We start from the raw sequence: 24,680 nt of genomic DNA, 5'->3' as shown, positions 1-24,680 counted from the left end.
CTTTTGCCCTTCAGTTCGCTGTTGGCATGTGCCCGCTACGCTGTGAGCAAGAGCGAGCGGGCACGGTGCCTAGTGGTAGCAGGCGATGGGGCCGTTGGGGCCCTGGATCACCTGGATGGGGGTGTTGAAGATATCGGTGAGCAGGTCATCTTGCATGATCTCTGCAACGGTTCCGAAGCGGGCTAGTTTGCCGTCCTTGATAGCGCAGATGTAGTCGGCGTAGCGGGCGGCGAAATTGATGTCGTGCAGCACCACGATGATGGTGCGACCCAGGGTGCGGGCGGCGTTGTGCAGGTGCTGCATCATCTGCACGGAGTGGGAAATATCGAGGTTATTGAGGGGCTCATCAAGAAGTACGTAGTCGGTTTCCTGGCAGAGCACCATGGCTACGTAGGCCCGCTGCCGCTGGCCACCTGAGAGTTCATCGAGGTAGCGGTTTTCGAGGGTGGTGAGGTTGAGGAAGTCGATGTAACGGGAAATAATTTCTTCGTCTTCAGCGGTGAGTCGGCCCCCGGTGTAGGGGAAGCGCCCGAAGCCCACCAGCTGGCGCACGGTGAGTTTGGTGACGAAGTGGTTTTCCTGGCGCAGGATCGAAACTACTTTAGCCAGATCCTTGGACTTTGTGGTGGCAACGTTGAGACCGCCAATCTCGATGGTGCCAGAATCGATATCCAGCAGGCGGCCGACCATGGTCAGCAGAGTCGATTTTCCCGCACCGTTGGGGCCCACCAGGGCTGTGATACCTCCAGACGGTAGCTCTACGTCAACCGGGCCGATGTTGGTTTCACCGGAGTAGCTTTTGGCGACCTGGTTCAGGGTGATCATAGTTTGCCCTTTCGGAGGATAACGATCAGGAAGATCAGGCCACCGATCAGTTCGATGATAATGCCAACGACTCCCTGGGCTGAGAAGATGTGGTTCATGATGAAGTAGGAGACCGCCAGAATGGCAAAGGAGAGCACGGTTGCCATGGGGAAGAGGTAGCGGTGGTCGTAGGTATCGGCGAACTGGTAGGTAAGGGTTGCCACCAAAAAGCCGAGGAAGGTCAGCGGGCCGACCAGGGCGGTGGAGACCGCCATCATGATAGCGACGATCACCAGCACGATAATGGATTCGCGGCGGTGGTTGATTCCCAGGTTGGTAGCCGCGGGTGCGCCCAGGGAGAGGGCGTTGAGGGTGCGGGACTTTGCGTAGAGCACCGCGACGCTCAGGACGACTAGTGGCAGGGCTACCGGGTAGTAGGCGGGGTCGGCGTTGTTGACCGAGGCGAAGAGGCGGGCGGTCAGGATATCAAACTCGCTGGGGGTCAGCATGCGCTGCATGAAGGTTGAGACTGACCCCAGTCCCCCACCCAGTACCACACCGACCAGGAGCATGACGTGCATGTTGGCCCGTTTGCCGGTCAGCAGCCAGGAGTAGAGCAAGAGGCTCAGGGCCACCATCATGACCAGCTGGAAAATAAAGGTGTCGAGGGTGCGGGCAGCAATCAGCCCGGCTGCCCCGGCGAAATAGATGGTTGCCGTGTGAATCGCGGCGTAGAGGGCCTGAAAGCCCAGAATACCGGGGGTGATGATGCGGTTGTTGGTCACCGTCTGAAAAGCCACCGTTGCTACAGCCTGGCAGACAGCCGCTACAGCCATCGCAATCAGGGCGTTGGAGCGGCGCTCAGCAATGAGCCACCACTTGGGGGTGCCGGTCTCAAAGGGGTTGGCGTAGGCCAAGAGCCCAAAGGCTGCCAGCGCAGCTGCAGCGGTGAGCGCTGCCAGGAGCACCCAGTAGGTGCGGGCAGCGGACGGGGTCTTGAAAGCCCCAGCGCTACGGGAGGTGCCTGCCCTGCGGGAGGCGGGGCGGGCGTCCGCGCCTGTGGTCATCTCGGGTAGAGCGGACGCCCCCACCCGGCTTTCCTTACTTGCCTGCTGGTACACGAGGGCGCCCCTTCACAATCAGACCAATAAATACGAGAGCTCCAACAATGCCCAAAATGACCGAAACCGGGATTTCGAAGGGGGCAATGATGGTGCGGCCAATCAGGTCGCAGACGGTCACAACACCGATACCGGTGAGGGCTACCCAGGGTAGGTTAGAGCGAAGATCATCGCCGCGGAACATACTGACGATGTTAGGAACAATCAGTCCTAGAAATGGTAAAGCTCCTACCACCACGGTCACCACACCTGTTGCAACCGCGATGAGGGCGGTACCCACCAGCATGATCTGGGCGTAGTTTAGGCCCACATTGGTTGCAAATTCCTGTCCCAGACCGGCAACAGTCAGCCGATCGGCATACCAGAAGATAACAGCAACTACCAGAAGCACCAGCCAGAGCACCTCGTACTGCCCCTTAATGACAGACGTAAAACTGCCGGCAAACCACACACCCAGGTTCTGCAGCAGGTTGGCCTGAAGGGCAAAGAAGGTGGTAAAGGCAGAAACAACAGCACCCAGCATCATGCCCACAATCGGCACAATGAGGGAAGACCTGAGAGATACCCGGCGCAGGAAGAGGAAGAAGACCATTGAGCCGATAAAAGCAAAAACGATAGCCGCCGTCATCTGCTGCAAGAGGTTCGCCGCGGGGAAGAAATAGAGCATAAAGAGCAGACCCAGACTAGCCCATTCGGTGGTACCGGTCGTGGTTGGTTCCACGAACTTGTTCTGGGTCAGCATCTGCATGACCAGACCGCACATAGCCATAGCTGCCCCGGCAAGCACCAGGGCGACAGTGCGGGGTATGCGGGTTATGGCAAACATTGCAGCACCGTCCGGCTGGTTGAAGATGTCATACTCCCCCGTGAACAGTGAAACCACAAGCAAGGCGGTAATTCCTAGGCTGGCAAGCAGGAACTTACCGCTGAACACTGAGGTTCTAGTACGGCTTGTTCGGGGTATTTCTGTAGTCGTCATAAAAGCCCTCAAGGAGTCACCCTGCCCCAGAGGCAGGATGACTCCTTTTTCATTGGTTATAGGGTCTGAGCCGGTAGGTTACTTAGCGGCTTCGAACTTATCGGCAAGATCGTTGAGAATCTCGGTGTAGGTGATGATGGATTCGTTGGTGTAGGTATCAGCCGGCGCGTAAGCAATCTGCTCCTTGGTGATTGCGGTGACGTTTGCCAGTGCTGAGCTACCGGCAATGACGTCAGCTGCAGCCGGTGAACCTTCGTCGCTACTGGTACCGGCGTCACGGTCAAGAACCAGCAACCAATCGGGGTTCGCTTCGGCAATAGCTTCTACGGAGATATCGTCACCCTGGTGGTTATCTGATGAGCCTTCAACCTCTAGGGCGGGCTTGAGACCCAGTAGATCAAAGATGGGGCCATAGGTGCGGCCGATAGAGGGTGCGATGTAGCCGATTTCGCCGCCGGAGACGTTGACGGCCATGACGGTGGATTCGCCGTCGTAGGCAGCCTTAGCGCGGGCCAGGGCCGCATCGAAGTCAGCAATCAGCTGATCAGCTTCGGCCTGCTTACCAAAGACCTCACCTAGTACGGTGACCTGGCGCTTGAGTTCAGCATCTAGAGGCTCACCTTCACGAGGTTCGAGTTCCAGGATGGCGGCCTGGGGATTCAGTTCCTTGATGGCATCGTAGTGCTGTGAGAAGCGCTGGCCGTTGACAATAAGGTCAGGTTCTTCGGCAGCTAGCAGCTCCAGGTTGGGCTCGCGGTGGGTGCCGATATCGGTGATGGAGGAGTCGTTCTTGTAGGTCTCTACGGTTGCGGGAACGAGGGTGACGGGAGCGGCAACCAGGTCAATGCCCCAGGCTTCGAGTACCTCAAAAGTGCGGTTATCGGTGGCTGCTACCTTCTGGGGAGGTACAGTAACGGTGACCTCACCGTAGTTATCGGTAACAGTGACGGTGCCAGTGGTCTGGCTCGCTGATCCAGAAGCGGTGGTGGAGGTAGAGGCACTCGAGTCATTGGAGGCATCAGTGGTGCCTGCACCACAGGCAGTTAGCGCCAGTGCTAGAACGGAAGTGGCTGCAAGCAGGGAGATACGGTTGGCCTTCACGGGTTTTCCTATATCTGGTAGTGGTGTGTACTTGGTAAGCCTCAACATCGTGTAAGGCTTGACTTACCTAAGATTAGTTAGCCCCACCTTACTTATGCAACCCCAAACCCCTTATTACGGAATATTTATTTAACTTATTTCCTGTATTTGACTTCCCAATGCCCAGGTCAGCCACTTTCACCCGCGGACGCCGGGGGCCGCGACCGCCTCTTCCCACGAGTTTTAACGCAGGCAGCACAAAGCCCCCGCCAGAACCCAATCAGGGTCGTGCGGGGGCTTGCGCTAGAAAAGTTTTAGAGCCTCAGCGGCGCTAACTTATTCAGCGTCTGCGGTCTCACCCAGGAAGGATGAGAGGTCAACGGTCTTGCCGTCGGCGTCCTTAACCTCAGCCTGAGCCAGAACAGCTGCCAGAGCCTTTGAACGGCGAACCTCGCCGACGATCATGCCGGACTGGCCTGAGCCGTCGAGCATCTGAGCGAACTGGTTGGGGTCCATGCCGTACTGCTGGCTCATGGTGATGATGTAGTCAATCAGCTCAGCCTGCTCGACAGAAACTTCTTCCTTCTCAGCAATAGCGTCGAGGATAATTTCGTTCTTGAAGGCACGCTCGGTGTTCTCGCGAACCTCTGCGCGGTGCTCTTCAGTGTCGTGGTCGTCATCCTGGCCGGGAGCGTTGAAGTGCTGAGCCATCTGGTCTTCGATGACCTTCTCGGGAACGGGGATTTCAACCAGTTCAACCAGAGCGTCGAGGACCTTGTCGCGTGCTTCTGCACCCTGCTCGGCAACCTTGGAATCAGCAGCCTGCTTCTTCAGGTCTTCCTTCAGTTCGGCAATGGTGTCGAATTCTGAAGCCAGCTGAGCGAAGTCGTCGTCAGCCTCAGGCAGCTCGCGCTCCTTAACAGCGGTGACCTCAACCTTAACGGTTGCCTCTTCACCGGCGTGCTCGCCACCGGCAAGCTTGGTTACGAAAGTTGCATCTTCACCGGCAGACAGACCAAGAACAGCCTCATCCAGGCCGTCCAGCATGGTGCCGGAACCAACCTGGTAGGACAGGTCATTAGCGGCGTCAACCTCTTCACCGTCGATTTCAGCGGCGATGTTGATGGTCAGGAAGTCTTCGTCAGCAGCGGGGCGGTCAACAGCCTTCAGAGTGCCGAAGCGGCCGCGCAGGGCATCGAGAGCCTTCTGCTCGTCTTCTTCAGTGACCTCTACGCTTGCAACCTTAACCTTGATACCTGAGTAGTCAGGCAGTTCAATCTCGGGGCGGACGGTGACCTCGATGGTCAGCTTAACGTCAGCTTCGCGATTACCCTCTTCAGGCTTGGACACGATGTCAAGCTCGGGCTGCGCCAGGGGGGTCAGCTCATTCTCAGCCAGAGCCTGTGAGTAGTAGCTGTTCAGAGCATCGTTCAGAGCGTTCTCAACAACAAAGTCAAAGCCTGCACGCTGATCGATGAGAGCCTTAGGGGTCTTACCCTTGCGGAAACCGGGAACCGAAATCTGGTTAGCCAGTGACTTGTAGGTACGGTCAAGGTAGGTCTTGAACTCAGCGAAGGGAACCTCGACCTCAATCTTTGCGAGGGTCGGGTTGATCTTCTCGACGGCAGTCTTCACGTCCGTTGATCTCCTGATAACTTGATTGGAACCACCACCCGGAAAAGAGTGGGGCTGTATACACGTTCTATAGAAAAACCCGCCGTTTCCGGCGGGTCGTTCTATTTCACGTCGGGGTGACAGGATTCGAACCTGCGATCTCCTGCTCCCAAAGCAGGCGCGTTAGCCAAGCTACGCCACACCCCGATTTTGCACGGAAGCAAAGACCAGTCTAGCGGTTCAAGCCCCTAAAACCTAACTCACCCCCAAATTACGCCCTGGGCGTGTTGAGAAACGCCGGTTCCACACTGAATTTGACAAGCCCGCATGAAAACAGGTTTACTGGAACACGTCCACAACGCTGGGCACCCCATGTGGGGATGTAGCTTAATGGTAAAGCCTCAGTCTTCCAAACTGATTACGCGGGTTCGATTCCCGTCATCCCCTCTCTTGCGGCTGTAGCTCAATGGTAGAGCGCACGCTTCCCAAGCCTGATACGCGGGTTCGATTCCCGTCAGCCGCTCGCTATCGCTCGGGAAGACGGAAGTCATTCCGGCACCTCTTGAGTGCTCGCGCACTCGCACCCGGTGTCTCCATCCCGTCAGTCGCTCGCTTCATGGCCACTCTTCCGAGTGGCCATTTTTGCATCCCTAGAAAAACCTGCGTGCAACTGGGGCAGGTACATTCAGCAGCTCCACCAAGTCATGCACTTTTACGGTCCCGCGCGGCAACTTCTGGCCACGACGATGACGGTTTACCCAAGCAGCCTGCAAGCCCGCTCGAGCCGGGGCAGCGACGTCCGCAATGTAGTTATCACCCACATGCACCGCAAAAGCCGGGTCCACCTCCAACTGGGCACACACAAATCTGAAAAGCAAGGGGTCAGGCTTGCTCATACCCACACGCTCAGAAGAAAAGAGGGGCATATCGTGCAAGCCAATAGCATCCAATTTCTTCTGCTCCGTTAACTGCGACCCGTTGGAGATAACTGCCACCTCTAGGTGCCCAAACTGCCTACCTAGTTCTTCAAAGAACCGATCAAGCTCGGCAAATGGGGCCCAGGCTTTACGGGTTTCCTCCTGCAAGGTGGTCAGAAACTTCTGAGCCCGGTCGGTACTCTGGGGCTCCCCCGTCATCAAGTGCAGCAGGCTTGATGTGCGAAAGAGCCTGTTCTCGTCAAAGATTTGCTCCCCGGCTAGGTAGCGCTGAAAATCCTCACGCTGAATATCTGCCCAGGCATGATAATAACTTTGGGTGTCGGCAGTCTCCCCTTCAAAGCCAAACTCTCGCACCGCCCGGTTGAACCCCACTGCTGTTGCGGTATCACTATCGAGCAGGGTGCCATCGAGGTCAAAAAGCACGAGGTTTGCTTGGTCTAGCAAATATCCGGTATCGCGCATGGGACCCCCTCGGTGTCATGATGGCCTGTGACTCTTCACCAGCATATATGTTCACCACTATTATGAGAGAGACACCCCACCGTCAAAGGAGACAGTATGTGCCCCCGCCCCCTTCAAGCGGCCCTGCCCCTGGCTGCTGCGCTTGCCCTTGTTGCCTGTAGCTCTTCATCGACTGAACAAACCCAGGCAGATACAACCGCATCCGCACCAAGAAGCAGCGCCAGCGCTTCGGCTACCCCATCATCTGCAAGCCCCAGCGCCTCCCCCAGCGCTGAAATGACCCAGAGCCTGCAGGCCGAGCCGTCCAGCTCCCCTGAAACAGCCCAGACCACCGAAGCACCCGCTCCTCAGGTAGTAGAAGCACCGGCTACCCAGCCAGCAGCCCCAGCCCCTAGCGAAACGCCGGTTCAGGCTATTAATCCGCCCGTCGATAGCGGGGCAACTACTCTAGTCACTGACCTTGCCCCCTATCAGACCAGCATCGACGGGGTAACCCCCGCCGGCGATGGCAAGGTCTACTTTCAGACAGCGGACGGCGCGGGCTGCGTCATGAGCGTCGAGCAGGTAAGCTGCTACCGCGCAGGCTCCCAGGGCCGTATCGGTTACGGTGTGATGTGGCTAAATCCCGGTACCGTACCGCATCAGGACTTCCTCCAGGGCAGCACCCCGGGCTTTGCCCCCTTCTCTTTCGGAACCCAGCTACCGAGCAACCACACGATTACGGTCGGTGAGTTTACCTGCACCGCAACTGCGGACGGCGCTGCCCGCTGCGATAACGGTGTGCACTGGTTTGCCCTGAGTAACTCGGTTAAGGATTTCAGCAGCTAATAGCTCTGCTGACTACCCTTCCCCTTAGCCTGACCCAGCCTATTTCTAGACCGAAAGCCGCATGAGATAGGGCTGCGGGTGTCTTTTCCCCTAGGATGGGAATAAGGCACCCGCATTTTTGACCACAAGATTGACACTCATGGCTTTAAGATTTCCCCCCGTTCGCTTCGCCCCGGCCTACACCCTGCTAACTGTCTGCACCCTGTTGGTGACAGGCTGCGGGAGCAGCCAGGTCACCTCAACAGCCGCCAGCTCGGTTCCTGAGGTGAGCGCATCAAGCAGTGCTGCTCCCAGCCCGTCCGCTAGCGCCAGCCCTACTGCTGAAGTCACCGCAGAAACCCCCAGCGCAGAACCCACCCCCGCAGAGACTACTGCCGCGCCTACTCCTAGCGCTACGACGCTCACTCCCCCGGTCAATGACGGCTTCACAATTGACCCGGTATCGCTCGTCACCACAGACCTAGTGACCGGCACCCCTGTCGCCGACACTTCGGCCTATACCTTTGCTGCGGCTGACCAGCCTTCTGTGGTTTTCCAGACGCCCGACCCCCAGGTTGCCTGCCTCATGCAAACCTATGGTGTCTTCTGCATGACCGATGATTCAAAGAACTGGGTCCTCCAGTCTGTCTCAATGGGGCCCGGTGATACCCAGCCCCGTACGGTCCAGGCCCGCGGCCGGGCAGCCACCCATGACTGGTTCAAGACCAATACGGTGCTACCTGAGGGGCAGTCCCTCAGCTGGATGGGCGTGACCTGCACCACCACCGGCCCCGTCAGCGTTCAGTGCAATGACGGCACCACCGGTTTCAATCTCTCAGACCTGACCGACCGCTAGGGTTACAAAAACAAGCGGCTCCCAGCACCAAGCTGGGAGCCGCTTCGTCTCTCTCTTCTAGCTACCGCACGCGACGCAGGGCTAAACCTGGCAGCCCGGGCACCAGTAGAGTTTGCGCCCGGCAACTTCTTGCATGGCGATGGTCATGCCACAGCGGGGGCAGTCTTGCCCCTGCCGCTGGTAGACGTAGTTGGCGTGGTCTGGCCAGGCTTCGGTTTCGGGGATTCCGGGGCGGTCAGCTGGCTCGGTGGTAATGATACGGCCTACGCGCACACCGATGACCAGCAGGTGCTTGTTATCGTTCCACAGGGCTTCAAGCTGCTGCCGGCTACATTCTTTAGCCGGGGTAAAGGGGTCAATGCGGGTGCGGTAGAGGGATTCTGCGCGGAAGATATTGCCCACCCCCGAGATGGCCTTCTGATCCATGAGAACTACACCGATAGGTCGACTGGTCTTGGCCGCCGCGGCGTAAAAGGCGGACGGGTCGGCGTCCTGGTTGAGGGGGTCGGGCCCCAGCTTGGCCCGCACACCGGCTACCTCATCGGGAGTCAAGGTGCGGCAGATGGTGGGGCCCACTAGGTCAGCCCAGCCGTGTTCTGATACCAGGCGGACGCGGGTGGTCGGCCGGGGTGCGGGAGGTTCAGCTGAGGGTTCGGTGCGGTGGTCCTCTTGTTCACCGATCTTCCGGGGAGCTCCGATGGATGAGGCTCCAGTGAAGTATGCATCGCCGCCAAAAGTAAAAGCCCCGTAGATGCCCAGGTGTACATTGAGGTACAGGTCATTGGAGAAGCGGGCGAAGAGGTGCTTACCGTGGGCGAAAGCAGAGTCGAAGACTGCCCCGTCCAGTAGGGCCGCGCCGTCCGCAAATCGCCCCTGGGGGCTGGTGACCGCCAGCTTCTCACCGGCAAAAACGTCGGTGAGCTGGCGGGCCAGGCGGTGAATTGAGTGCCCTTCTGGCATTAGTTCTCGTAGCTGTCGATCTGCTTACCGGCGATTGCCCCGGTCTGCTCGTATTCGGCCATCTGACCGATGCGGCGGGCATGGCGCTCTTCGTTGGTCCATGCGGTGGCGAGGAAGACCTTGATGATCTCCAGGGCTTCTTCCTTGGTGTGCTGACGTCCGCCCACCGCCACGACCTGGGCGTTGTTGTGCTCACGGGCCAGGGCTGCGGTGTCGTGGTTCCACGCAAGTGCCGCACGGATACCTTCGACCTTGTTAGCTGCCATCTGCTCGCCGTTGCCGGAGCCACCCAGCACAATACCCAGGGAGTCCAGTCCAGCTGCACGGTCTGCGCGGACGGCGAGCGCCGCGTTAATGCAGAAGCTGGGGTAGTCATCGAGAGCGTCATATTCAGCGGGTCCGTGATCGACCATCTCGTAGCCTGCCTCGGTGAGTTTTTCGATGAGGTAGTGGCTAAGTTCTAGGCCTGCGTGGTCGGTTGCGATGTGTACACGCACGGTGTCTCCTTTGGTCGTGGTGGGTGGGGGCCGGTTGACCGCACTGAAATTTAGTTATGTGAATCACTGGTGAGCACATAGAATTGGGAGCGTATGCGCCATGGTGACCTCTATACGATTGTAGGTCACCTGCGGCTATCGTGTGGTTTGTTTCCTGCTGTGTGCAGTGAGCAGGCCTCTAACTTTAGATTTGATTGACAAGGATTCCTCATGCCTGGAATGAATTTGACCCGTGCCGAAGCTGAGAAGAGAGCGTCAGTTATTCAGCGTGTACATTCGTACACGGTTGAGCTTGATCTAACGCGCGGTGAGCGGGTCTTTGGTTCTCGTACCGTGGTGCGCTTTGATGCGGTTGCCGGGAGTGAAACCTTTATCGACGCTATTACCGATACGGTGCACAGTATTGAGCTCAATGGCGAGCTGGTTCCTGTTGAGAATGCCGATGGTGTGCGCATTGCCCTGCCTGCGTTGGCTGAGAGCAATGAGCTGGTGATTGATGCCGATATGCTCTACACCAATACCGGTGAGGGCCTGCACCGCTTTGTGGACCCGGTGGACGGCGAGGTCTACCTCTACTCCCAGTTTGAGGTACCCGATTCCCGCCGCGTGTACCCGGTCTTTGAGCAGCCTGATTTGAAGGCTGAATTTGAGTTTATTGTGACGGCCCCTGCCCACTGGGTTGTGGTGTCGAACCAGCCTGAAACGTCGGTCGAGGACGTCGAGGGCGGCAAGGTCTGGCATTTCAAGCCGACCCCGCGTATCTCGTCCTACATCACCGCGATTATTGCTGGCCCCTACGCCAGCGTCCATTCTTCCCTCACCAACAGCGAGGGCCACGAGGTCAAGCTGGGTTGCTACGCCCGTCAGTCCTTGATGGAGTACCTGGATGCCGATGAGGTCTTCCACATCACCCGCCAGGGCTTTGAGTTCTTTGAAGAGCAGTTCTCAACCCCCTACCCCTTTGAGAAGTACGACCAGCTTTTTGTGCCCGAGTTCAATGCCGGTGCTATGGAGAACGCCGGTGCGGTGACCTTCTTGGAGAACTACATCTTCCGTTCTAAGGTGACCGAGGCGATGATTGAGCGCCGAGCTATCACCATTTTGCACGAGTTGGCTCACATGTGGTTCGGCGACCTGGTGACAATGAAGTGGTGGAATGACCTGTGGCTTAACGAGTCTTTTGCTGAGTTCATGTCGACCCTGGCCGCTGCCGAGAACACCCGGTTTGCCCCCGAGGCCTGGGCTACCTTCTCTGCCTCAGAAAAGACCTGGGCCTATAACCAGGACCAACTCTCATCCACCCACCCCATCGTTGCTCCAATTCGCGACCTTCAGGACGTTCAGGTCAACTTTGACGGCATCACCTACGCTAAGGGTGCTTCCGTGCTGCGCCAGCTGGTGGCCTGGGTGGGCCAGGAGAACTTCATGGCAGCTCTCAAGGTCTACTTCGACAAGCACGCCTACGGCAACACCGTGCTCGATGACCTGCTCGATGAGCTTGAGGCAACCAGCGGACGCGACGTACGCGCCTGGTCTAAGCTCTGGCTGGAGACCGCCGGGGTTAACACCCTCACTACCGAGGTGGATGAGGCAGAGGACGGCACTATTACCCGCCTGGCCCTGCGCCAGACCTATGCTGAGGGCTTTGAGACCCTGCGCCCCCACCGCCTGGTTATTGGTTTCTACAACCTGGATGGTGAGGTACTGACCCGCACCGACCGCCTAGAAATCGATGTGGACGGCGACATCACCGAGGTATCCCTGGCTGTTGGAGCCAAGCGTCCCGATTTGATTCTGGTCAACGACGAGGACCTGGCCTACGCCAAGATCCGTCTCGATGAGCGTTCTCGCGCCACCGCCGTTGCCCACCTGGGCGCTATTGATTCTTCTGTTGCCCGCGGCGTGGTCTGGGGTTCCCTCTGGGATACCGTGCGCGATGCCGAGATGCCTGCCCGCCAGTTTGTTGAACTGGTTCTTGGCAATATTGGGGCAGAGACTAACTCCACTGCCGTCCGCACCCAGCTTCTCAACCTTGAGAACACCCTACGAGCCTACCTGAACCCCGAGCACGCTGAGACTGTGCGGTCTGAGGCAGCTGACCGTATCTGGGCCCTTGCCCAGGCAGCAGAAGCTGGCTCTGATAACCAGTTCCAGCTGGTGGGCACCTTCGCCCGTCTGGCCCATACCTCAGACCAGCTGGATGCTGTGGCAGCCCTACTCGATGGCTCTACCGTTCTGGAAGGTTTGGAGATCGATACCGACCTGCGCTGGAACCTGCTAGGCTCCCTGGCTGCGGGCGGACGCGTCACCGCAGCTGAGATCGATGCAGCCCTGGCTGAGGACAACACCTCCAACGGCCAGCAGGCAGCTGCCACCGCCAAGGCTGCTATCCCCACCGCTGAGTCCAAGGCTGAGACCTGGCGCGCTGTGGTTGAAACCGGCGAGCTGTCTAACATTGTGCAGCGCTCCGCCATTCTCGGTTTCTACCGGGGTGCCCCGGAGTTCTCCGAACCCTACATTGACCGCTACTTTGAGGCCATTGAGGGGGTCTGGCGCGAGCGCTCCCACGAGATTTCAAGCCAGATTATTAGCGGGCTTTTCCCCCGTTTTTACACTCAAGAGGTCCTGGATAAGGCCGAGGCTTACCTCGCTGCCCTGCCTGAGGACGCAGCTGCCCTCAAGCGTCAGGTAGCAGAAGGACGCGACTCACTGGCCCGTGCTCTCAAGGTACAGGCCGCAGACCGCTAGGCTCTAACCGCTGGTACCTGCTGACGATAAGGGGCGGGAGTAGACTGGTGGGTATGAATTTACCCAACCCAGCCTTCCGCCCCTTATCTGCACCCGGCGAGGCCAGCGTCCAGCCCTCAGAACCTCACGACGAGGTCGATGAGCGTAGCTTCTACTACCAGGTGGGCGGACGTCCGGTCTTTGAGAAGCTCTGCCGGGAGTTCTATTCCCGTGTAGCAGCCGACCCGGAGTTCAGTGCCATGTACCCCGAGGAAGATTTGGGGCCAGCAGAGCGCCGCCTCTTCATGTTCCTTGAGCAGTACTGGGGCGGGCCTAAAACCTACCAGGCAGAACGCGGCCACCCGCGCCTGCGCATGCGCCACAATCCCTTCTATATCGGCCCCAAGGAGCGCGACACCTGGCTCAAGTATATGCGCGAGGCCATGGACACCCTGGACCTAGCTCCCCTGCACGACGCCGAAATGTGGGCCTACTTTGACCGGGCAGCCCATGCCATGCAGAACCGGGCCCAATAGCTCAGTTCTAGGCTGAGGCAGCCGAATACACCAGTACGTGCCCTGCCCTAGCCGAGATACGGGCCCAGCGTCCGCTGGCAAAAACGGGCATGGGTTCGGTAGCCCGCGGAGGCAGGAACCCAAGCACCTCAAGGGCAAAAGCAGCCCCGGTGGGTAGGCTCACTGTCGTATCGGGGGCCTGCAGGGGTGAAGACCAGATACGGGAGCGGACGGTTGCCACCACCGCGTGCCCCGGGTTAGTGGGCAAGGCCCCGTCTACCGCGGCAATACCTTCCTGGGCTGCTGCTCGGGCATGGTCGGATAGGTAAAACCCTTTCTTCTCCCAACCACTACGTGGAACGGTTCGCCCAACCCAAGGAGCGGTAACAGTCACCGGGGGCAGAGCCAGCGCTAGTCCTGCTTCCTCGATACGGGCTAGCCGGTCGAGAAGAGCTGCCGCCTCAACCGTAAGATCAACCTCGGCAGGCTGGGCCAGTTTGATAGCGCGCAGACCGATGATTGTCGGGGTTGAATCAAGCAGGGTCTCAGGCGCAAGCACACACACCGAAATCCCCAACACATCGCCGTTAGCCTGCAAACGAACGGCAGCCTGAGGATCCACTGAACGGGCCCGAGTCAGGTAGGTCGCCATATCCCGGGCGGTCCTTGCATCGGGTAGGTAAATATAATCGGTGTAGTCAGATAGCTTGGGCTCGGTCATTTCACAGGCTTCCGGAAATCAAAGGGACGGTCTATTCACACACCACCCTATCGCAGATGATGGGCTGCATTCCCGGTGAGATGAGAAATAGGGGCTACCTGTGAGAGAGTGGAACTATGAGTCACGAAACCCTAGAAAGCCTCTCCCCCACCCAAAAATTACTGGCCATGCTCAACCTGGCCCCAGGTGGCGCGTCCGCCCACGAGCATGTCTTTAGTGCTCTGACCCTCACCAAAGAATCCCCCCGTATCTTCGGCGGGCAGGTACTTGCCCAGGCAATCATGGCAGCTGCCCATACAGTAGAGGGCAAAACCCTGCATTCCCTGCACGGCTACTTCCTGAGGCCCGGCGATGTAGAAGGCGATCTTTCCTACGGGGCAGAAGCGCTCAATGACGCTAGGTCATTTTCGACGCGCAGAGTGCAGGCCTACCAGGGTGGGCAACCTATCTTTTCGTGCATCACCTCGTTTCAGGTACCTGCACAGGGCCCCGACCATAGTTCTGCCATGCCGGAGAATATTCCTGATCCGGAGAGCCTTCCCACAGCTGCTGACCTCCTGGACCACCTGCAAGTACCCGTCGCACAGAAGGTCGCCTACTCCCGCCCCTTCGATGTCCGGCATGTGACTTCCCCGCTGTACACCACTCCCGGTGAAGAGAAGCGGCCGACCAACATGGTCTGGTTCAAAACCTTTGAAGGCCTGCCCGATCCCCCTGTGCTGCACCAGGCAGCGCTAGCCTATGCCTCGGACTACACCCAGCTTGAGCCGGTACTACGGCAGCACGGTAAAACCTGGCTTGAACCCGGCATGAAGGTGGCCTCACTTGACCACGCAATGTGGTTCCACCGCCCCGCCCGTGCCGATAACTGGCTGCTGATGGTACAGGAAGCCCCCAGCGCCCAGGACGCCCGCGGTCTCTCTGCAGGCAAGATTTTCACCCGTGACGGTGTTCATGTAGCTACCGTGACCCAAGAAGCCATGATCAGGCTCCCCGAGTACCGCGACCAGTGAATCAAGAGGTACAACAAAAATCCCTCCCACCGGTGAAAGTGGGAGGGATTTTTAGCTCAATTACCTTGTGAGCTTGCGGTGATGGAGCATGATTTTCCGAGCGCGCGAGGAACCAAAAATCATGCGGAATCGTTCACCGCTTCCACACTGATTGAGTTGGGTTTATCGCGTCAGCTTGCGGTGAACGACGCGATGCGGCTTTGCAGCCTCGGGGCCAAGACGCTCAATCTTATTCTTCTCGTAGGATTCGAAGTTACCCTCGAACCAGTACCAGTTATCGGGCTGCTCGTCGGTACCTTCCCAGGCCAGGATGTGGGTGGCTACTCTGTCGAGGAACCAACGGTCGTGGGAAACGACAACGGCGCAGCCGGGGAATTCCAGCAGGGCGTTTTCGAGGGAGGTTAGGGTTTCGACGTCCAGGTCGTTGGTCGGTTCGTCGAGCAGTAGCAGGTTGCCGCCCTGCTTGAGGGTCAGGGCCAGGTTGAGGCGGTTGCGCTCACCACCGGAGAGCACGCCTGCCTTCTTCTGCTGGTCGGGGCCCTTGAAGCCGAAGGCTGAGACGTAGGCGCGTGAGGGCATTTCTACCTGGCCTACCTGGATGTAATCCAGACCGTCTGAAACAACCTCCCACAGCGACTTTTCGGGGTCGATGTTGGCGCGGTTCTGGTCAACGTATGAAATCTTGACAGTCTCACCAATCTTCAGGTTGCCACCGTCGAGGGGTTCAAGGCCAACGATGGTCTTGAAGAGGGTTGACTTACCCACACCGTTGGGGCCGATGACACCGACAATGCCGTTACGGGGCAGGGAGAAGGAAAGACCGTTGATGAGGGAACGGCCGTCGAAGCCCTTCTGCAGGTTTTCTGCTTCGATGACGACGTTACCAAGGCGGGGTCCCGGGGGGATCTGGATTTCTTCAAAGTCTAGCTTGCGAGTCTTCTCAGCCTCGGCAGCCATCTCTTCGTAGCGGGCCAGACGAGCCTTTGACTTAGCCTGACGGCCCTTGGTGTTGGAGCGAACCCATTCGAGTTCTTCTTCCAGGCGCTTGGCCAGCTTTGCGTCCTTCTTACCCTGCACTTCGAGGCGGGCGCGCTTCTTATCCAGGTAGGTGGAGTAGTTGCCCTCGTAGGGGTAGAGGTTACCGCGGTCTACTTCTGCGATCCATTCTGCAACGTGGTCGAGGAAGTAGCGGTCGTGGGTAATGGCGATCACTGCGCCTTCGTAGGACTGCAGGTGCTGTTCCAGCCAGAGGACGGATTCGGCGTCCAGGTGGTTGGTAGGCTCGTCCAGCAGAAGCAGGTCGGGCTTCTGGAGCAGGAGCTTACAGAGCGCTACGCGGCGGCGTTCACCACCGGAGAGGTGGGTCACGGGTGAGTCACCGGGAGGGCAGCGCAGGGCGTCCATAGCCTGCTCCAGCTGGGAGTCAATGTCCCAAGCGTTAGCGGCGTCGATAGCTTCCTGTAGCTTGCCCATTTCTTCCATGAGCGCGTCAAAGTCAGCATCGGGGTTGGCCATCTCTTCTGAGATTTCGTTGTAGCGAACAATCTTTTCGTAGATTTCGCCGACGCCTTCCTGGACGTTGCCCAGGACGGTCTTTTCTTCGTTGAGCGGGGGCTCCTGCATGAGGATGCCCACGGTGTAGCCTTCAGAAAGTCGTGCTTCACCGTTGGAGGGAGTATCGAGTCCCGCCATGATTTTCAGGATGGTGGACTTACCGGCACCGTTGGGGCCGACCATACCGATTTTTGCACCGGGGAAGAACGACATGGATACGTCGTTGAGGATGACTTTGTCGCCTACAGTTTTGCGGGCTTTGGTCATGGTGTAGATAAATTCTGCCATGCGTTTAAGCCTACCGGTTGATGTCAAGCTAGTGGGGGTTTGGGGCAGGGCATCTGCCAAGAATCTTGGTGTGAGTTTGCCCTGCCCGGTTGCACTAGCTGGTAAGAGCTACTGCAGCTTCACTTGTTTCTGAGGTTTCGGTCAACCCCTGGTCAGAGCTGGAGCTGTCTGGTGTAGGTGTTTGGCCGGGTTGGTGGGTCTCTTCTAGCGGTGGCAGGGACTCATAGCCATGGTTGGTTTTTTGTTCCCCTGCTACCTGCTCATTGAACTTACGGTCGGTTTCATCGGCCTCTGGCTTCCGGTCTGTGACACGGGCAAAATTTGCTAGACCATAGTTGAGGTCGTGGCCAATACTGGTGGCATCCACCTCAATACTGGTGCCGGGTGAGCCGTCCGCTCGTTCAAACTGTTTGACGCGTAGGCGTCCGGTTACCAGCACCGGTTGCCCTACCTGCAAGCTCCTAGCGCTGTTATACGCCAGAGCTCTAAAAGAATTGACGGTGTACCAGTTAGTTGTGCCTTCTTTCCAGGTGCTACTAGTGGCATCAAACCAACGAGGCGTGGAGGCAATACGGAAATTTGTTACCGGGATATTACTGTTGGGCAGGAACTTTTGGGTGGGCGCCGTTGCGATAAAGCCTCGGATAGTGACGGTGTCGGTCATGACTCCTCCTTGAGTTGTGGGTGAACCGGGGTGTCTCAAGGGTTACATCAGCAGAGGTTTTTGAGCTAGAAAAATGTTGGCTGTGTATAACTGGTTCCACGCCAGTAAACCGCTCAGGAGTAGAAATCGGTGAAGCTGTGACGCGCCACTTAGCTTTTATGACGGATTTTGTTCACACCCCTGGCGGCGGTTGTTAGGCCCCTCCTAGTCTCTAACCAGCGGCCTAGGTTATCTGCCTTGGCGAGCGTCCGTATCAACCAGTTATCAAGGAGACAGGGCAGTGACAGATAATTTTATTCCCGATGAGCCAGTGTGGGTACGAGATGACCGCACCCGCGCTTACTTTCACCACGAGTGGCAACACGTACCCAGAACAAGGGATGCTCTCTTTGAACATCTCTGCCTGCTTGTTTTCCAGAGTGGCCTATGGTGGTCAGTAGTTCTGGCAAAACGTGAGGAGTTACAGCGTGCCCTACATAGTTTCCAGCCTGATCGATTAGCCGCTATGACTGATGCTGAAATTTCCTCTTATCTTGAGGGCGATGTGGGAATAAGAAACGAGGTAAAACTCAGAGCCTGTATCAATAACGCAAAGGTGCTCACAGATGCGCGCATCAACCTAGCAGATCTCTTTGAGAAAGCAATTCCCGTTGACATGTTCTGCCCACGGGCCGAAGATCTGCCCCGAACAGCACCTGCTACCGATGCTCTAGCTCGTGACTTGCGGGCCTTAGGTTTTCAGCGCTTAGGGCCGGTGGTGGTGTGCGCGGCAGCCCAGGCTGCTGGCTACATCCGTTTGGGTACCCACCCGCTTAACCAGTGTGATCAAAATAGGCCTGTACCGCTTGGCTAGCTACCTCGTAACCCACTAACTGGTCTTCGAAGCCTTTGCTCAACAGAGCAATGGAGTAGGTGGTGTTTTCAGTCCGTACAACCCCAACCGAGTTGATGTGCCATGCGCCAGTATCTTCTTGAATCCAGCCGTTTTTTACCGATACGTCGGTAACGGTCTCCCCCAGAACTGTCTGCCCGTATTGGGAGCCGCCCCCCAAGTTTGTGACCAGTCAAGGGGAACCATTTTTTCTAGCAGATACTGGGCGTCGGTAGCATTGACCCATTCAACGGTATCGACGATGGCGCACATGATCCGCACCTGGTCTTCAGCCCAGGTCTGGTTATCACCCCAGGTACCGGCAGAGCGGGTCTCCGTCACCCCCAGCAGCTCGTAGGTCTTGTTGAGGGATTCAGCGCTAGCGGTGGATTCCCCGTCGTCTGAGCCAAATCTGCGGTAAATCTCTATCGTTGCGTTGTTATCAGAGTAGGTAATAGATGCTTCGATAAGGGCTTTTTCTTCGTCAGTCAGTTCTCTTTGTTCAAAGGCTGCCAGCCTGAGCAGGGTGAGAGAAATAGGGACTTTAACGATGGATGCTTCATAGGTCCACTGGTCACCCTTGTGTAGGAAGAGGTTACCGGTGGTGTGGTTATAGACGGCAAGGCTAAGAGTGATGCCGTTATCCGCTTCGAGCTGATCGAGGGCTCGGTTGATGTCAACGTCGTGAGCCTCGTTGGTGTGTTCCTCGCCCGTAGCGGTGGGTTGGATCTGCTCTTCGTCCGGTCCGCAGGCAACAAGTAGGGTGCTCAGGGCCAGGGTGAGCCCGGTTCCTGCAAGTAGGGTGCGGCGAGGCAGGGCAGGCGCGGACGCAGGGGCGCCGCTTGGCATTTCGGGCAGGTGAGCTGTAGACATGCCATCTAGTGTATTCCGAAAGTATTTGATTTTCCTATGCACAAGCCACATACACTGCCTACTGCTTCTCTGCCAGTGCTAAAAGTGTTGCGAAGATGCATTTTCGCGTCTTTGGGGGTCAAAATCGCCCCTGAAAAAGATAACCGCCCCACAAGCACTATTGTTTGCGCTTGTGGGGCGGTTATTTTGCGAGCGCCCCAGGAGGGAGTCGAACCCCCGACCAAGAGATTAGAAGGCTCCTGCTCTATCCACTGAGCTACTGAGGCTAGCCGCTGTTTATACTATCGATTCCTCGGCTAAAAGTCATCTCAGCCCCCGGAGGGAGTCGAACCCCAGACCAAGAGAGTAAGGGGTTCTGGCATATACCGGGCGCTTAAATGGCAACTTCATAGAGAGCTGAGCGCTGGCCGCGGCGGAGCACTCGGCGCGTTGCCGGGTCGAAGAAGACCAACCAGAAAGCGTAGGCAATACTGAGTACCGCAGCAATCAGTCGGCCCATGTTCTGGTCGAAGTTATCGAGATAGGGGGAAACTGCCAGCTGGTCAGATACCCCGTACATCACAAAGAACATTGTGGTGAGGAAGTAGAAATCCAGCTGCCAGTCGGTGCGAACACCAGCAGCTACAAACAGGGGGATGAACCAGAGCAGGTACCAGGACTGGAGCATGGGTGAGAAAATCACGACCATGGCCAGGGCCAGACCGGTGCGGCGGATGAGGTTTTCGTCCTTCCCCACAAACATCACCACAACAGCCATAATCATGCCTGCTAGCTTACCCAGGGAGAAGAAGGTATCGCGTACCGAGTTTGCTAGAGCGTTGTCGCCGGTGATCGAAACCAGAATTTGGTTGATTTGTAGGCCCAGGAAGCCGATGGGAGTGAACCAGATGTACTGGCCACCGGTAGTTGCAAGGGCTCCAATCCACCCAAAGCCCAGGTCGGTAGCCGCCCCAAGTGCCCAGAGCTGAACCATAGAAATTGCTAACGTCATCGCCCAGAAAACAAAACGACGGGGCCAGCTAGCTCCCCTACCGGCCCAAAACAGCCCAATGAAGGGCAGGGCGACCAGGGCTATGGGTTTGACGGCTACAGCGGCAGTAACCAGGGTGATGCCCAGTAGGCCACCCACCAAATCCCGGCGGGCTGCCGCATGGTAGACACCGGCTAAGACCAGGCCGGTCATGAGGGCGTCGTTGTGAGATGAGGTGATAAAAGCAGCGATAAAGAGAGGGTTGGCTAGCACCAGCCAGTTAGCCCGTGTCCCATTGATACCGTGGAGTTTTGCGAGCTTGGGCACGTAGTAGGCAATGAGTCCCACACCAACGAGAGCAACAAACCTGAAGAGGTAGAGCGCGGTATCTACCGAGTCACCTGCAATTTGAGCCACCCATTTTTCAATCAGCAAGAAGATGGGCCCGTAGGGCGGTGCTGATTCTGACCACATCTGGTCAGCCCCGTACTGGAAGAAATTATTGACCGAAGATACCCCGTACTCGTAGGGATTCAGCCCCGACGCCATGACCCGCCCCTGGGCGAAGTAAGAGAAAACATCTCGACTGTAGAGGGGGAAGGCAAAGAGCTGAGGGAGCATCCAGCAGATGATAGCTGCGGTTGCCCAGCGCTTTGCCCGATGATCCCAGACCAGCAGTTTCTGCACCATGCGTAGCCATTCTCGGCAAAGCATCATGGACCCTACCACCAGCAGAGCGATGCAGGTGATCAGCCCGGGCGCTGTATAGCGCAAGGGGATAATCCAGTCCACACGGCGGAAGGGAGAGGCATCAGCTAGCCAGCCCACACCGAAGGAAGCGAACATCACCAGTAGTGAACCGATGGTTCCAAAGATGAGGGTTCGCAGGGGGCTTCCCGAGACATAGTTAGCTGTCTTGGGCTTATACCGGTGCACGGGGATGCTTGCGGTAGGTATTTGCGAGGTTCTGGGGCTCATGGTCCTCCTGGCCGAGCGGAAGAGTACACCTGATTTTACCCGGCCAGTCCGACCACCCTGGGCTTGTGTAGGGGCCTGCTCTCTGAAAATCTGCTGTGGGTTAGGGGCCAAAAGGGGTAGATTGGTTCTGTGTCTATTTCGAATGAACGTATTGTATGGATTGATTGTGAGATGACCGGCCTCTCTCTAGAGAAGGACGCCCTGATTGAGGTTGCCGCGCTGGTGACTGACGGGGATCTCAATATTTTGGGCGACGGCGTGGATGTCGTCATTAAGCCCGAACCAGAGGCCCTTGAGCAGATGGATGATTTTGTGCGCAATATGCACACTGTCTCTGGTCTGCTGGACGACCTGGACCAGGGCATCACCATGGCTGAGGCTCAGCAGCAGGTGCTGGATTATGTGAAGCAGTGGGTGCCTGAGCCGCGTAAGGCTGTTCTCGGTGGTAACTCGGTGGGCACTGATAAGACTTTTTTGGTGCGCGATATGCCCGAGCTGGTGGACTACCTGCACTACCGTGTGATTGACGTATCTACCATCAAGGAGCTTTCCCGCCGCTGGTTCGAGAAGGCTACCTATAACGCTCCGGCTAAGACCGGCAACCACCGGGCACTGGGCGATATCCAGGATTCCATTGATGAGCTGCGCTACTACCGCGGAACAGTATTCGTGCCCTCCCCTGGCCCCGATAGCGCCTCTGCGCAGAAGGTTGCCCAGGAGGTTGCGGCAACCCGTCAGCAGGTTAATCCTGCCTAGCTGGCTGAGGTCGGCGGACGCAGGTAGTAGCCTACCGGCGTCCGCCATTCCCAGCCGCAAAGGTTCGTGAGCACAGTCACCCCACCTGTAGCCCATTTTGATTTGCAGGGAACCAAAACTGTGTGTAAGCTAGTATCCGTTGCCAAAACAAGCCGATGAAAGAAGCGGTCCTGTTTTGAACACATGGTGGTCGTAGCTCAGTTGGCAGAGCGCCTGGTTGTGGTCCAGGAGGTCGCGGGTTCAACCCCCGTCGATCACCCCGAGTAGAAGGGTCGCTACGGTTTTATCGTAGCGGCCCTTTTTGTTTACCCTGTGTGAGAGGTTATGTCATGACTGTTGTGCCCATCGTTATTCACGGCAACCCTGTACTGCACCGCCCGGCTGCTCCGGTGACTTCCTTTGATGATGAGCTGCGGAAGCTTATTGACGATATGTATGAGACTCAGGAAGTCTCTAACGGTGTGGGACTTGCAGCTCCTCAGGTAGGTGTGGGCCTGCGTCTGTTTACCTACAAGTTTGAGAATGAGGACGGCGTCCCCCCGCTGGGTGTGGTGGTGAACCCGGTGCTAACCCTGGGTAAGGTATCTACCGCTGACCCCGACCCCTATGAAGAGGTTGAGGGCTGTCTGTCTTTCCCCGGCTATTCTTTCCCACTCAAGCGCGCTGACTGGGTCACCGTGAACGGGTTCGATGGTGAGGGCAACCCGCTGAAGTTTGAGGCGACCGGCTGGTTTGCCCGCGTCATGCAGCACGAGACTGACCACCTTGATGGCAAGCTCTATGTGAATAGGCTGAACGCCAAGTACAGCAAGAAGTACAAGAAGGTTGTAAAGGCTGAGGGTTGGACCGCTGAGGGGAATACCTGGATGCCAGGTGTTGACCCTGACCCCTTCGGGCACTAGGGGCACGAGACGCAGCGGAGCTGAGGCCTGGAAGGATGCGCCGAATGCCGACGTGGATCGGGGCTGGCGGTGAATTGCTGAGCGAGCTCTGCGAGCCAGCAAGAGCGGTTGTCGGCAAGGCGCGTCTGGAGGGCCGAAAGCGCAAACTAGAGCAAAGCTTTGTGAGAGAACGGGACGCCCTGTAAGCCTGGGATGAAGCGCCTTTTTCCGAGCGCGCGAGGAAGATAAAAAGGCGCTGAATCGGTGAGCCTGCGAACCGTAGAACCCGGCTTCGATGTGGGGTAACAAAAGAACGGGACGCCCGATAAGCCGGGTTCTGTACCTACCCGCAGGTAGGCGGCAATCATCCATCTAGACCCGTCGTTGCCGGCGGGTTCAAGCAGCCTACCCGGGCGCTTCACCGCACTGGTTACTGGCGCGCCCTGTTTGGCCTTGCTCCGGGTGGGGTTTACCGAGCTACCGCAGTCACCTGCGGTACTGGTGAGCTTTTACCTCACCTTTTCACCCTTACCCCGTGGTGGGGCGGTTTGTTTTCTGTGGCACTGGCCTGCAAGTTACCTTGAGTCGATGTTATCGACCACCCTGTGCTGTGGAGCCCGGACTTTCCTCGAGACTGTGTTGTCGCGCGATTGCCTGGGCGTCCCGTTCTGGGGTTCTACTTTACTACACTGGTGGGTATGTTGATTTTGTTTCCGCCGTCTGAGGGTAAGACTCCTGCCACATCTGGTTCCGGGGTTGAGTTGGGTGAGTTGGTCGCTCCGGAATTGACGGGGGTTCGTGAGGCTGTGGTGGATGAGCTGGTGCGGGTCAGTGGCTTACCCGATGCTGGGCAGCTCTTGAAAGTGGGTCCGTCGCTGTTGGCTGAGGTTGAGCGGAATACCCGCTTGTGGTCGGAGCCTGTGGCTCCTGCTGCTGAGGTGTATTCAGGCGTCTTGTTTGAGGCTTTTGGGTACAGTTCTTTGGGGGCGGACGCGCGAGCGCGGGCTGATAGGGCTGTGGTTGTGATTTCTGCGGCTTGGGGGGCGGTGACTCTGTCGGATAGAATTCCGGCCTACCGCCTGTCGATGGGCACGAAGCTGGGTGAGATCGGTGATTTGGCTAAGTTCTGGAAGGGCGAGCTCAAGCGCCCCTTGGATGAGTTAGCCGGGGATCAGCTGGTAGTGGATGGCCGCTCTGCTGCCTATGCGAAGGCGTGGACGCCCGCCCCACAGCGCCACTTGCTGGTGAGGGTGGAGAAGGTAGCGACGGACGGTAGCCGCAAGGTGGTCTCGCACATGGCCAAGCACTACCGGGGCCTGTTGGGCCGCTATCTGGTGCAGGAAAATCTGACGGAGATTGAGGACGCCGGTGAGCTGGCTGAGGCTCTTTCCCCCGGCTTTGAGGTGGAGCTGCTCTCCCCCACCGAGAAGAAGCCGGGCCTGCTAACACTTGTCGTTGAGGGATGAAAAACGGAGAAACTCTCAAGATTGATCGTAAATTCTAACATACCATCATGGTTCAGATAACTTTGACCACAGAGTCAACTCTTTGACTAGCACCTGATTTTGAAATTTAACCAGAAGGTTTATGTAAGTCTCTGCACGCCTATCAACTCTCACGACTAGGTAAATCACCCTCAAATACTTATCGAATTTTACAAAACAATAAATAACATTTATTCATTGATTTTTAGAATCCCGAATGCCTAACACAAGTAAGCTGAAATCTGCACCGTCAACCCGCTTCACAAC

22 protein-coding genes, 5 tRNA genes and 1 other RNA gene are annotated in these 24,680 nt (G+C 57.5%); 12 read left to right on the top strand and 16 right to left on the bottom strand.

The features are described from left to right. Window positions 1–69: 69 nt before the first annotated feature. The 6 genes from ACRCJM_RS08610 to ACRCJM_RS08585 all read right to left on the bottom strand — a co-directional run bounded on the left by ACRCJM_RS08610 (window position 70) and on the right by ACRCJM_RS08585 (window position 5,805). Window positions 70–825, bottom strand: a complete 756-nt coding sequence (locus ACRCJM_RS08610) for an iron ABC transporter ATP-binding protein (protein ID WP_431464597.1) — start codon at window positions 823–825, stop codon at window positions 70–72. Beyond that, on the bottom strand, window positions 822–1,925 hold the full coding sequence (locus ACRCJM_RS08605) for an iron chelate uptake ABC transporter family permease subunit (protein WP_431464596.1): 1,104 nt from the start codon (window positions 1,923–1,925) through the stop codon (window positions 822–824). The genes ACRCJM_RS08610 and ACRCJM_RS08605 overlap by 4 nt, the downstream gene beginning before the upstream one ends. After that, complete coding sequence (locus tag ACRCJM_RS08600; RefSeq protein WP_431464595.1) at window positions 1,906–2,904, bottom strand: ABC transporter permease; 999 nt, start codon at window positions 2,902–2,904, stop codon at window positions 1,906–1,908. The genes ACRCJM_RS08605 and ACRCJM_RS08600 overlap by 20 nt, the downstream gene beginning before the upstream one ends. A 78-nt stretch (window positions 2,905–2,982) precedes the next feature. Further along, entirely contained in the window at window positions 2,983–4,005 is a 1,023-nt protein-coding gene (locus ACRCJM_RS08595; protein WP_431464594.1) for a siderophore ABC transporter substrate-binding protein, read from the bottom strand. A gap of 315 nt (window positions 4,006–4,320) precedes the next feature. Then, window positions 4,321–5,619, bottom strand: coding sequence for a trigger factor (gene tig / locus ACRCJM_RS08590; protein WP_431464593.1), 1,299 nt, complete (start codon window positions 5,617–5,619; stop codon window positions 4,321–4,323). 111 nt (window positions 5,620–5,730) lie between these two features. Next, window positions 5,731–5,805 (bottom strand) — tRNA-Pro (locus tag ACRCJM_RS08585). Between the two features lie 169 nt (window positions 5,806–5,974). On the opposite strand from ACRCJM_RS08585, the gene ACRCJM_RS08580 reads away from it, so the two are divergent. Both ACRCJM_RS08580 and ACRCJM_RS08575 read left to right on the top strand, forming a co-directional pair. After that, window positions 5,975–6,045 (top strand) — tRNA-Gly (locus ACRCJM_RS08580). Window positions 6,046–6,050: 5 nt separating this feature from the next. Continuing rightward, window positions 6,051–6,121, top strand: a tRNA-Gly gene (locus tag ACRCJM_RS08575). Window positions 6,122–6,248: 127 nt separating this feature from the next. On the opposite strand, the gene ACRCJM_RS08570 is transcribed toward ACRCJM_RS08575, so the two are convergent. Next, window positions 6,249–6,998 carry an HAD family hydrolase gene (locus ACRCJM_RS08570; protein ID WP_431464592.1) on the bottom strand — a complete coding sequence of 250 codons (750 nt, stop codon included), beginning with the start codon at window positions 6,996–6,998 and terminating at the stop codon, window positions 6,249–6,251. A gap of 96 nt (window positions 6,999–7,094) precedes the next feature. Here ACRCJM_RS08570 and ACRCJM_RS08565 point away from each other — a divergent pair, with 96 nt between their 5' ends. Next, window positions 7,095–7,826, top strand: a complete 732-nt coding sequence (locus tag ACRCJM_RS08565) for a hypothetical protein (RefSeq protein ID WP_431464591.1) — start codon at window positions 7,095–7,097, stop codon at window positions 7,824–7,826. A 139-nt stretch (window positions 7,827–7,965) separates the two neighbouring features. Then, window positions 7,966–8,661, top strand: a complete 696-nt coding sequence (locus ACRCJM_RS08560) for a hypothetical protein (protein WP_431464590.1) — start codon at window positions 7,966–7,968, stop codon at window positions 8,659–8,661. Between the two features lie 81 nt (window positions 8,662–8,742). Here ACRCJM_RS08560 and ACRCJM_RS08555 read toward each other — a convergent pair whose 3' ends face one another. Both ACRCJM_RS08555 and ACRCJM_RS08550 read right to left on the bottom strand, forming a co-directional pair. Beyond that, window positions 8,743–9,621, bottom strand: a complete 879-nt coding sequence (locus ACRCJM_RS08555) for an Fpg/Nei family DNA glycosylase (RefSeq protein ID WP_431464589.1) — start codon at window positions 9,619–9,621, stop codon at window positions 8,743–8,745. Next, window positions 9,621–10,118 (bottom strand): ribose-5-phosphate isomerase, encoded by a 498-nt coding sequence (locus tag ACRCJM_RS08550; protein ID WP_431464588.1) that lies wholly within the window; start codon window positions 10,116–10,118, stop codon window positions 9,621–9,623. Before ACRCJM_RS08550 ends, ACRCJM_RS08555 begins: the two co-directional genes overlap by 1 nt. A gap of 210 nt (window positions 10,119–10,328) precedes the next feature. Here ACRCJM_RS08550 and pepN point away from each other — a divergent pair, with 210 nt between their 5' ends. Both pepN and ACRCJM_RS08540 read left to right on the top strand, forming a co-directional pair. Next, a complete protein-coding gene (gene pepN, locus ACRCJM_RS08545; protein WP_431464587.1) occupies window positions 10,329–12,866 on the top strand; it encodes an aminopeptidase N in 2,538 nt (845 codons plus the stop codon). Window positions 12,867–12,919: 53 nt separating this feature from the next. After that, on the top strand, window positions 12,920–13,381 hold the full coding sequence (locus ACRCJM_RS08540; RefSeq protein WP_431464586.1) for a globin: 462 nt from the start codon (window positions 12,920–12,922) through the stop codon (window positions 13,379–13,381). A 7-nt stretch (window positions 13,382–13,388) separates the two neighbouring features. Here ACRCJM_RS08540 and ACRCJM_RS08535 read toward each other — a convergent pair whose 3' ends face one another. Then, complete coding sequence (locus ACRCJM_RS08535; protein WP_431464585.1) at window positions 13,389–14,081, bottom strand: transcriptional regulator; 693 nt, start codon at window positions 14,079–14,081, stop codon at window positions 13,389–13,391. A 116-nt stretch (window positions 14,082–14,197) separates the two neighbouring features. Here ACRCJM_RS08535 and ACRCJM_RS08530 point away from each other — a divergent pair, with 116 nt between their 5' ends. Next, window positions 14,198–15,094: an acyl-CoA thioesterase gene (locus ACRCJM_RS08530; protein ID WP_431464584.1), complete on the top strand. Its 897-nt coding sequence runs from the start codon at window positions 14,198–14,200 to the stop codon at window positions 15,092–15,094. Window positions 15,095–15,256: 162 nt separating this feature from the next. On the opposite strand, the gene ettA is transcribed toward ACRCJM_RS08530, so the two are convergent. Both ettA and ACRCJM_RS08520 read right to left on the bottom strand, forming a co-directional pair. Next, on the bottom strand, window positions 15,257–16,936 hold the full coding sequence (gene ettA, locus ACRCJM_RS08525; protein ID WP_185174575.1) for an energy-dependent translational throttle protein EttA: 1,680 nt from the start codon (window positions 16,934–16,936) through the stop codon (window positions 15,257–15,259). A gap of 94 nt (window positions 16,937–17,030) precedes the next feature. Then, the gene (locus tag ACRCJM_RS08520) at window positions 17,031–17,600 is read right to left on the bottom strand and encodes a single-stranded DNA-binding protein (RefSeq protein ID WP_431464583.1); all 570 of its coding nucleotides are present in this window, start codon (window positions 17,598–17,600) and stop codon (window positions 17,031–17,033) included. Between the two features lie 280 nt (window positions 17,601–17,880). On the opposite strand from ACRCJM_RS08520, the gene ACRCJM_RS08515 reads away from it, so the two are divergent. After that, window positions 17,881–18,453 (top strand): DNA-3-methyladenine glycosylase I, encoded by a 573-nt coding sequence (locus ACRCJM_RS08515; RefSeq protein WP_431464582.1) that lies wholly within the window; start codon window positions 17,881–17,883, stop codon window positions 18,451–18,453. Window positions 18,454–18,588: 135 nt separating this feature from the next. Here the strand turns inward: ACRCJM_RS08515 and ACRCJM_RS08510 are convergent, their stop codons facing one another. From ACRCJM_RS08510 to mptB, 3 genes are all read right to left on the bottom strand, one after another. Continuing rightward, the gene (locus ACRCJM_RS08510; protein WP_431464581.1) at window positions 18,589–19,344 is read right to left on the bottom strand and encodes a hypothetical protein; all 756 of its coding nucleotides are present in this window, start codon (window positions 19,342–19,344) and stop codon (window positions 18,589–18,591) included. Window positions 19,345–19,537: 193 nt separating this feature from the next. Next, a tRNA-Arg gene (locus tag ACRCJM_RS08505) sits at window positions 19,538–19,610 on the bottom strand. Window positions 19,611–19,717: 107 nt separating this feature from the next. Beyond that, the gene (gene mptB / locus ACRCJM_RS08500) at window positions 19,718–21,292 is read right to left on the bottom strand and encodes a polyprenol phosphomannose-dependent alpha 1,6 mannosyltransferase MptB (protein ID WP_431464580.1); all 1,575 of its coding nucleotides are present in this window, start codon (window positions 21,290–21,292) and stop codon (window positions 19,718–19,720) included. A 129-nt stretch (window positions 21,293–21,421) separates the two neighbouring features. On the opposite strand from mptB, the gene orn reads away from it, so the two are divergent. From orn to def, 3 genes are all read left to right on the top strand, one after another. Further along, the gene (gene orn, locus ACRCJM_RS08495) at window positions 21,422–22,048 is read left to right on the top strand and encodes an oligoribonuclease (protein ID WP_431464579.1); all 627 of its coding nucleotides are present in this window, start codon (window positions 21,422–21,424) and stop codon (window positions 22,046–22,048) included. A gap of 186 nt (window positions 22,049–22,234) precedes the next feature. Then, window positions 22,235–22,307, top strand: a tRNA-His gene (locus tag ACRCJM_RS08490). A gap of 70 nt (window positions 22,308–22,377) precedes the next feature. Continuing rightward, window positions 22,378–22,950 carry a peptide deformylase gene (gene def, locus ACRCJM_RS08485; protein WP_431464578.1) on the top strand — a complete coding sequence of 191 codons (573 nt, stop codon included), beginning with the start codon at window positions 22,378–22,380 and terminating at the stop codon, window positions 22,948–22,950. A gap of 289 nt (window positions 22,951–23,239) precedes the next feature. Here the strand turns inward: def and rnpB are convergent. Next, an RNA gene (gene rnpB, locus ACRCJM_RS08480) (RNase P RNA component class A) lies at window positions 23,240–23,595 on the bottom strand. Window positions 23,596–23,627: 32 nt separating this feature from the next. On the opposite strand from rnpB, the gene ACRCJM_RS08475 reads away from it, so the two are divergent. Then, window positions 23,628–24,395 (top strand): YaaA family protein, encoded by a 768-nt coding sequence (locus ACRCJM_RS08475; RefSeq protein WP_431464577.1) that lies wholly within the window; start codon window positions 23,628–23,630, stop codon window positions 24,393–24,395. The last annotated feature ends 285 nt before the right edge of the window (window positions 24,396–24,680 follow it).

Origin of the sequence: Rothia sp. L_38, assembly GCF_050689125.1 — a bacterium.
Lineage (GTDB): Bacteria > Actinomycetota > Actinomycetes > Actinomycetales > Micrococcaceae > Rothia.
Note: the sequence above shows the minus strand (reverse complement) of the source record. Positions and strands in the feature narration are given on the sequence as shown.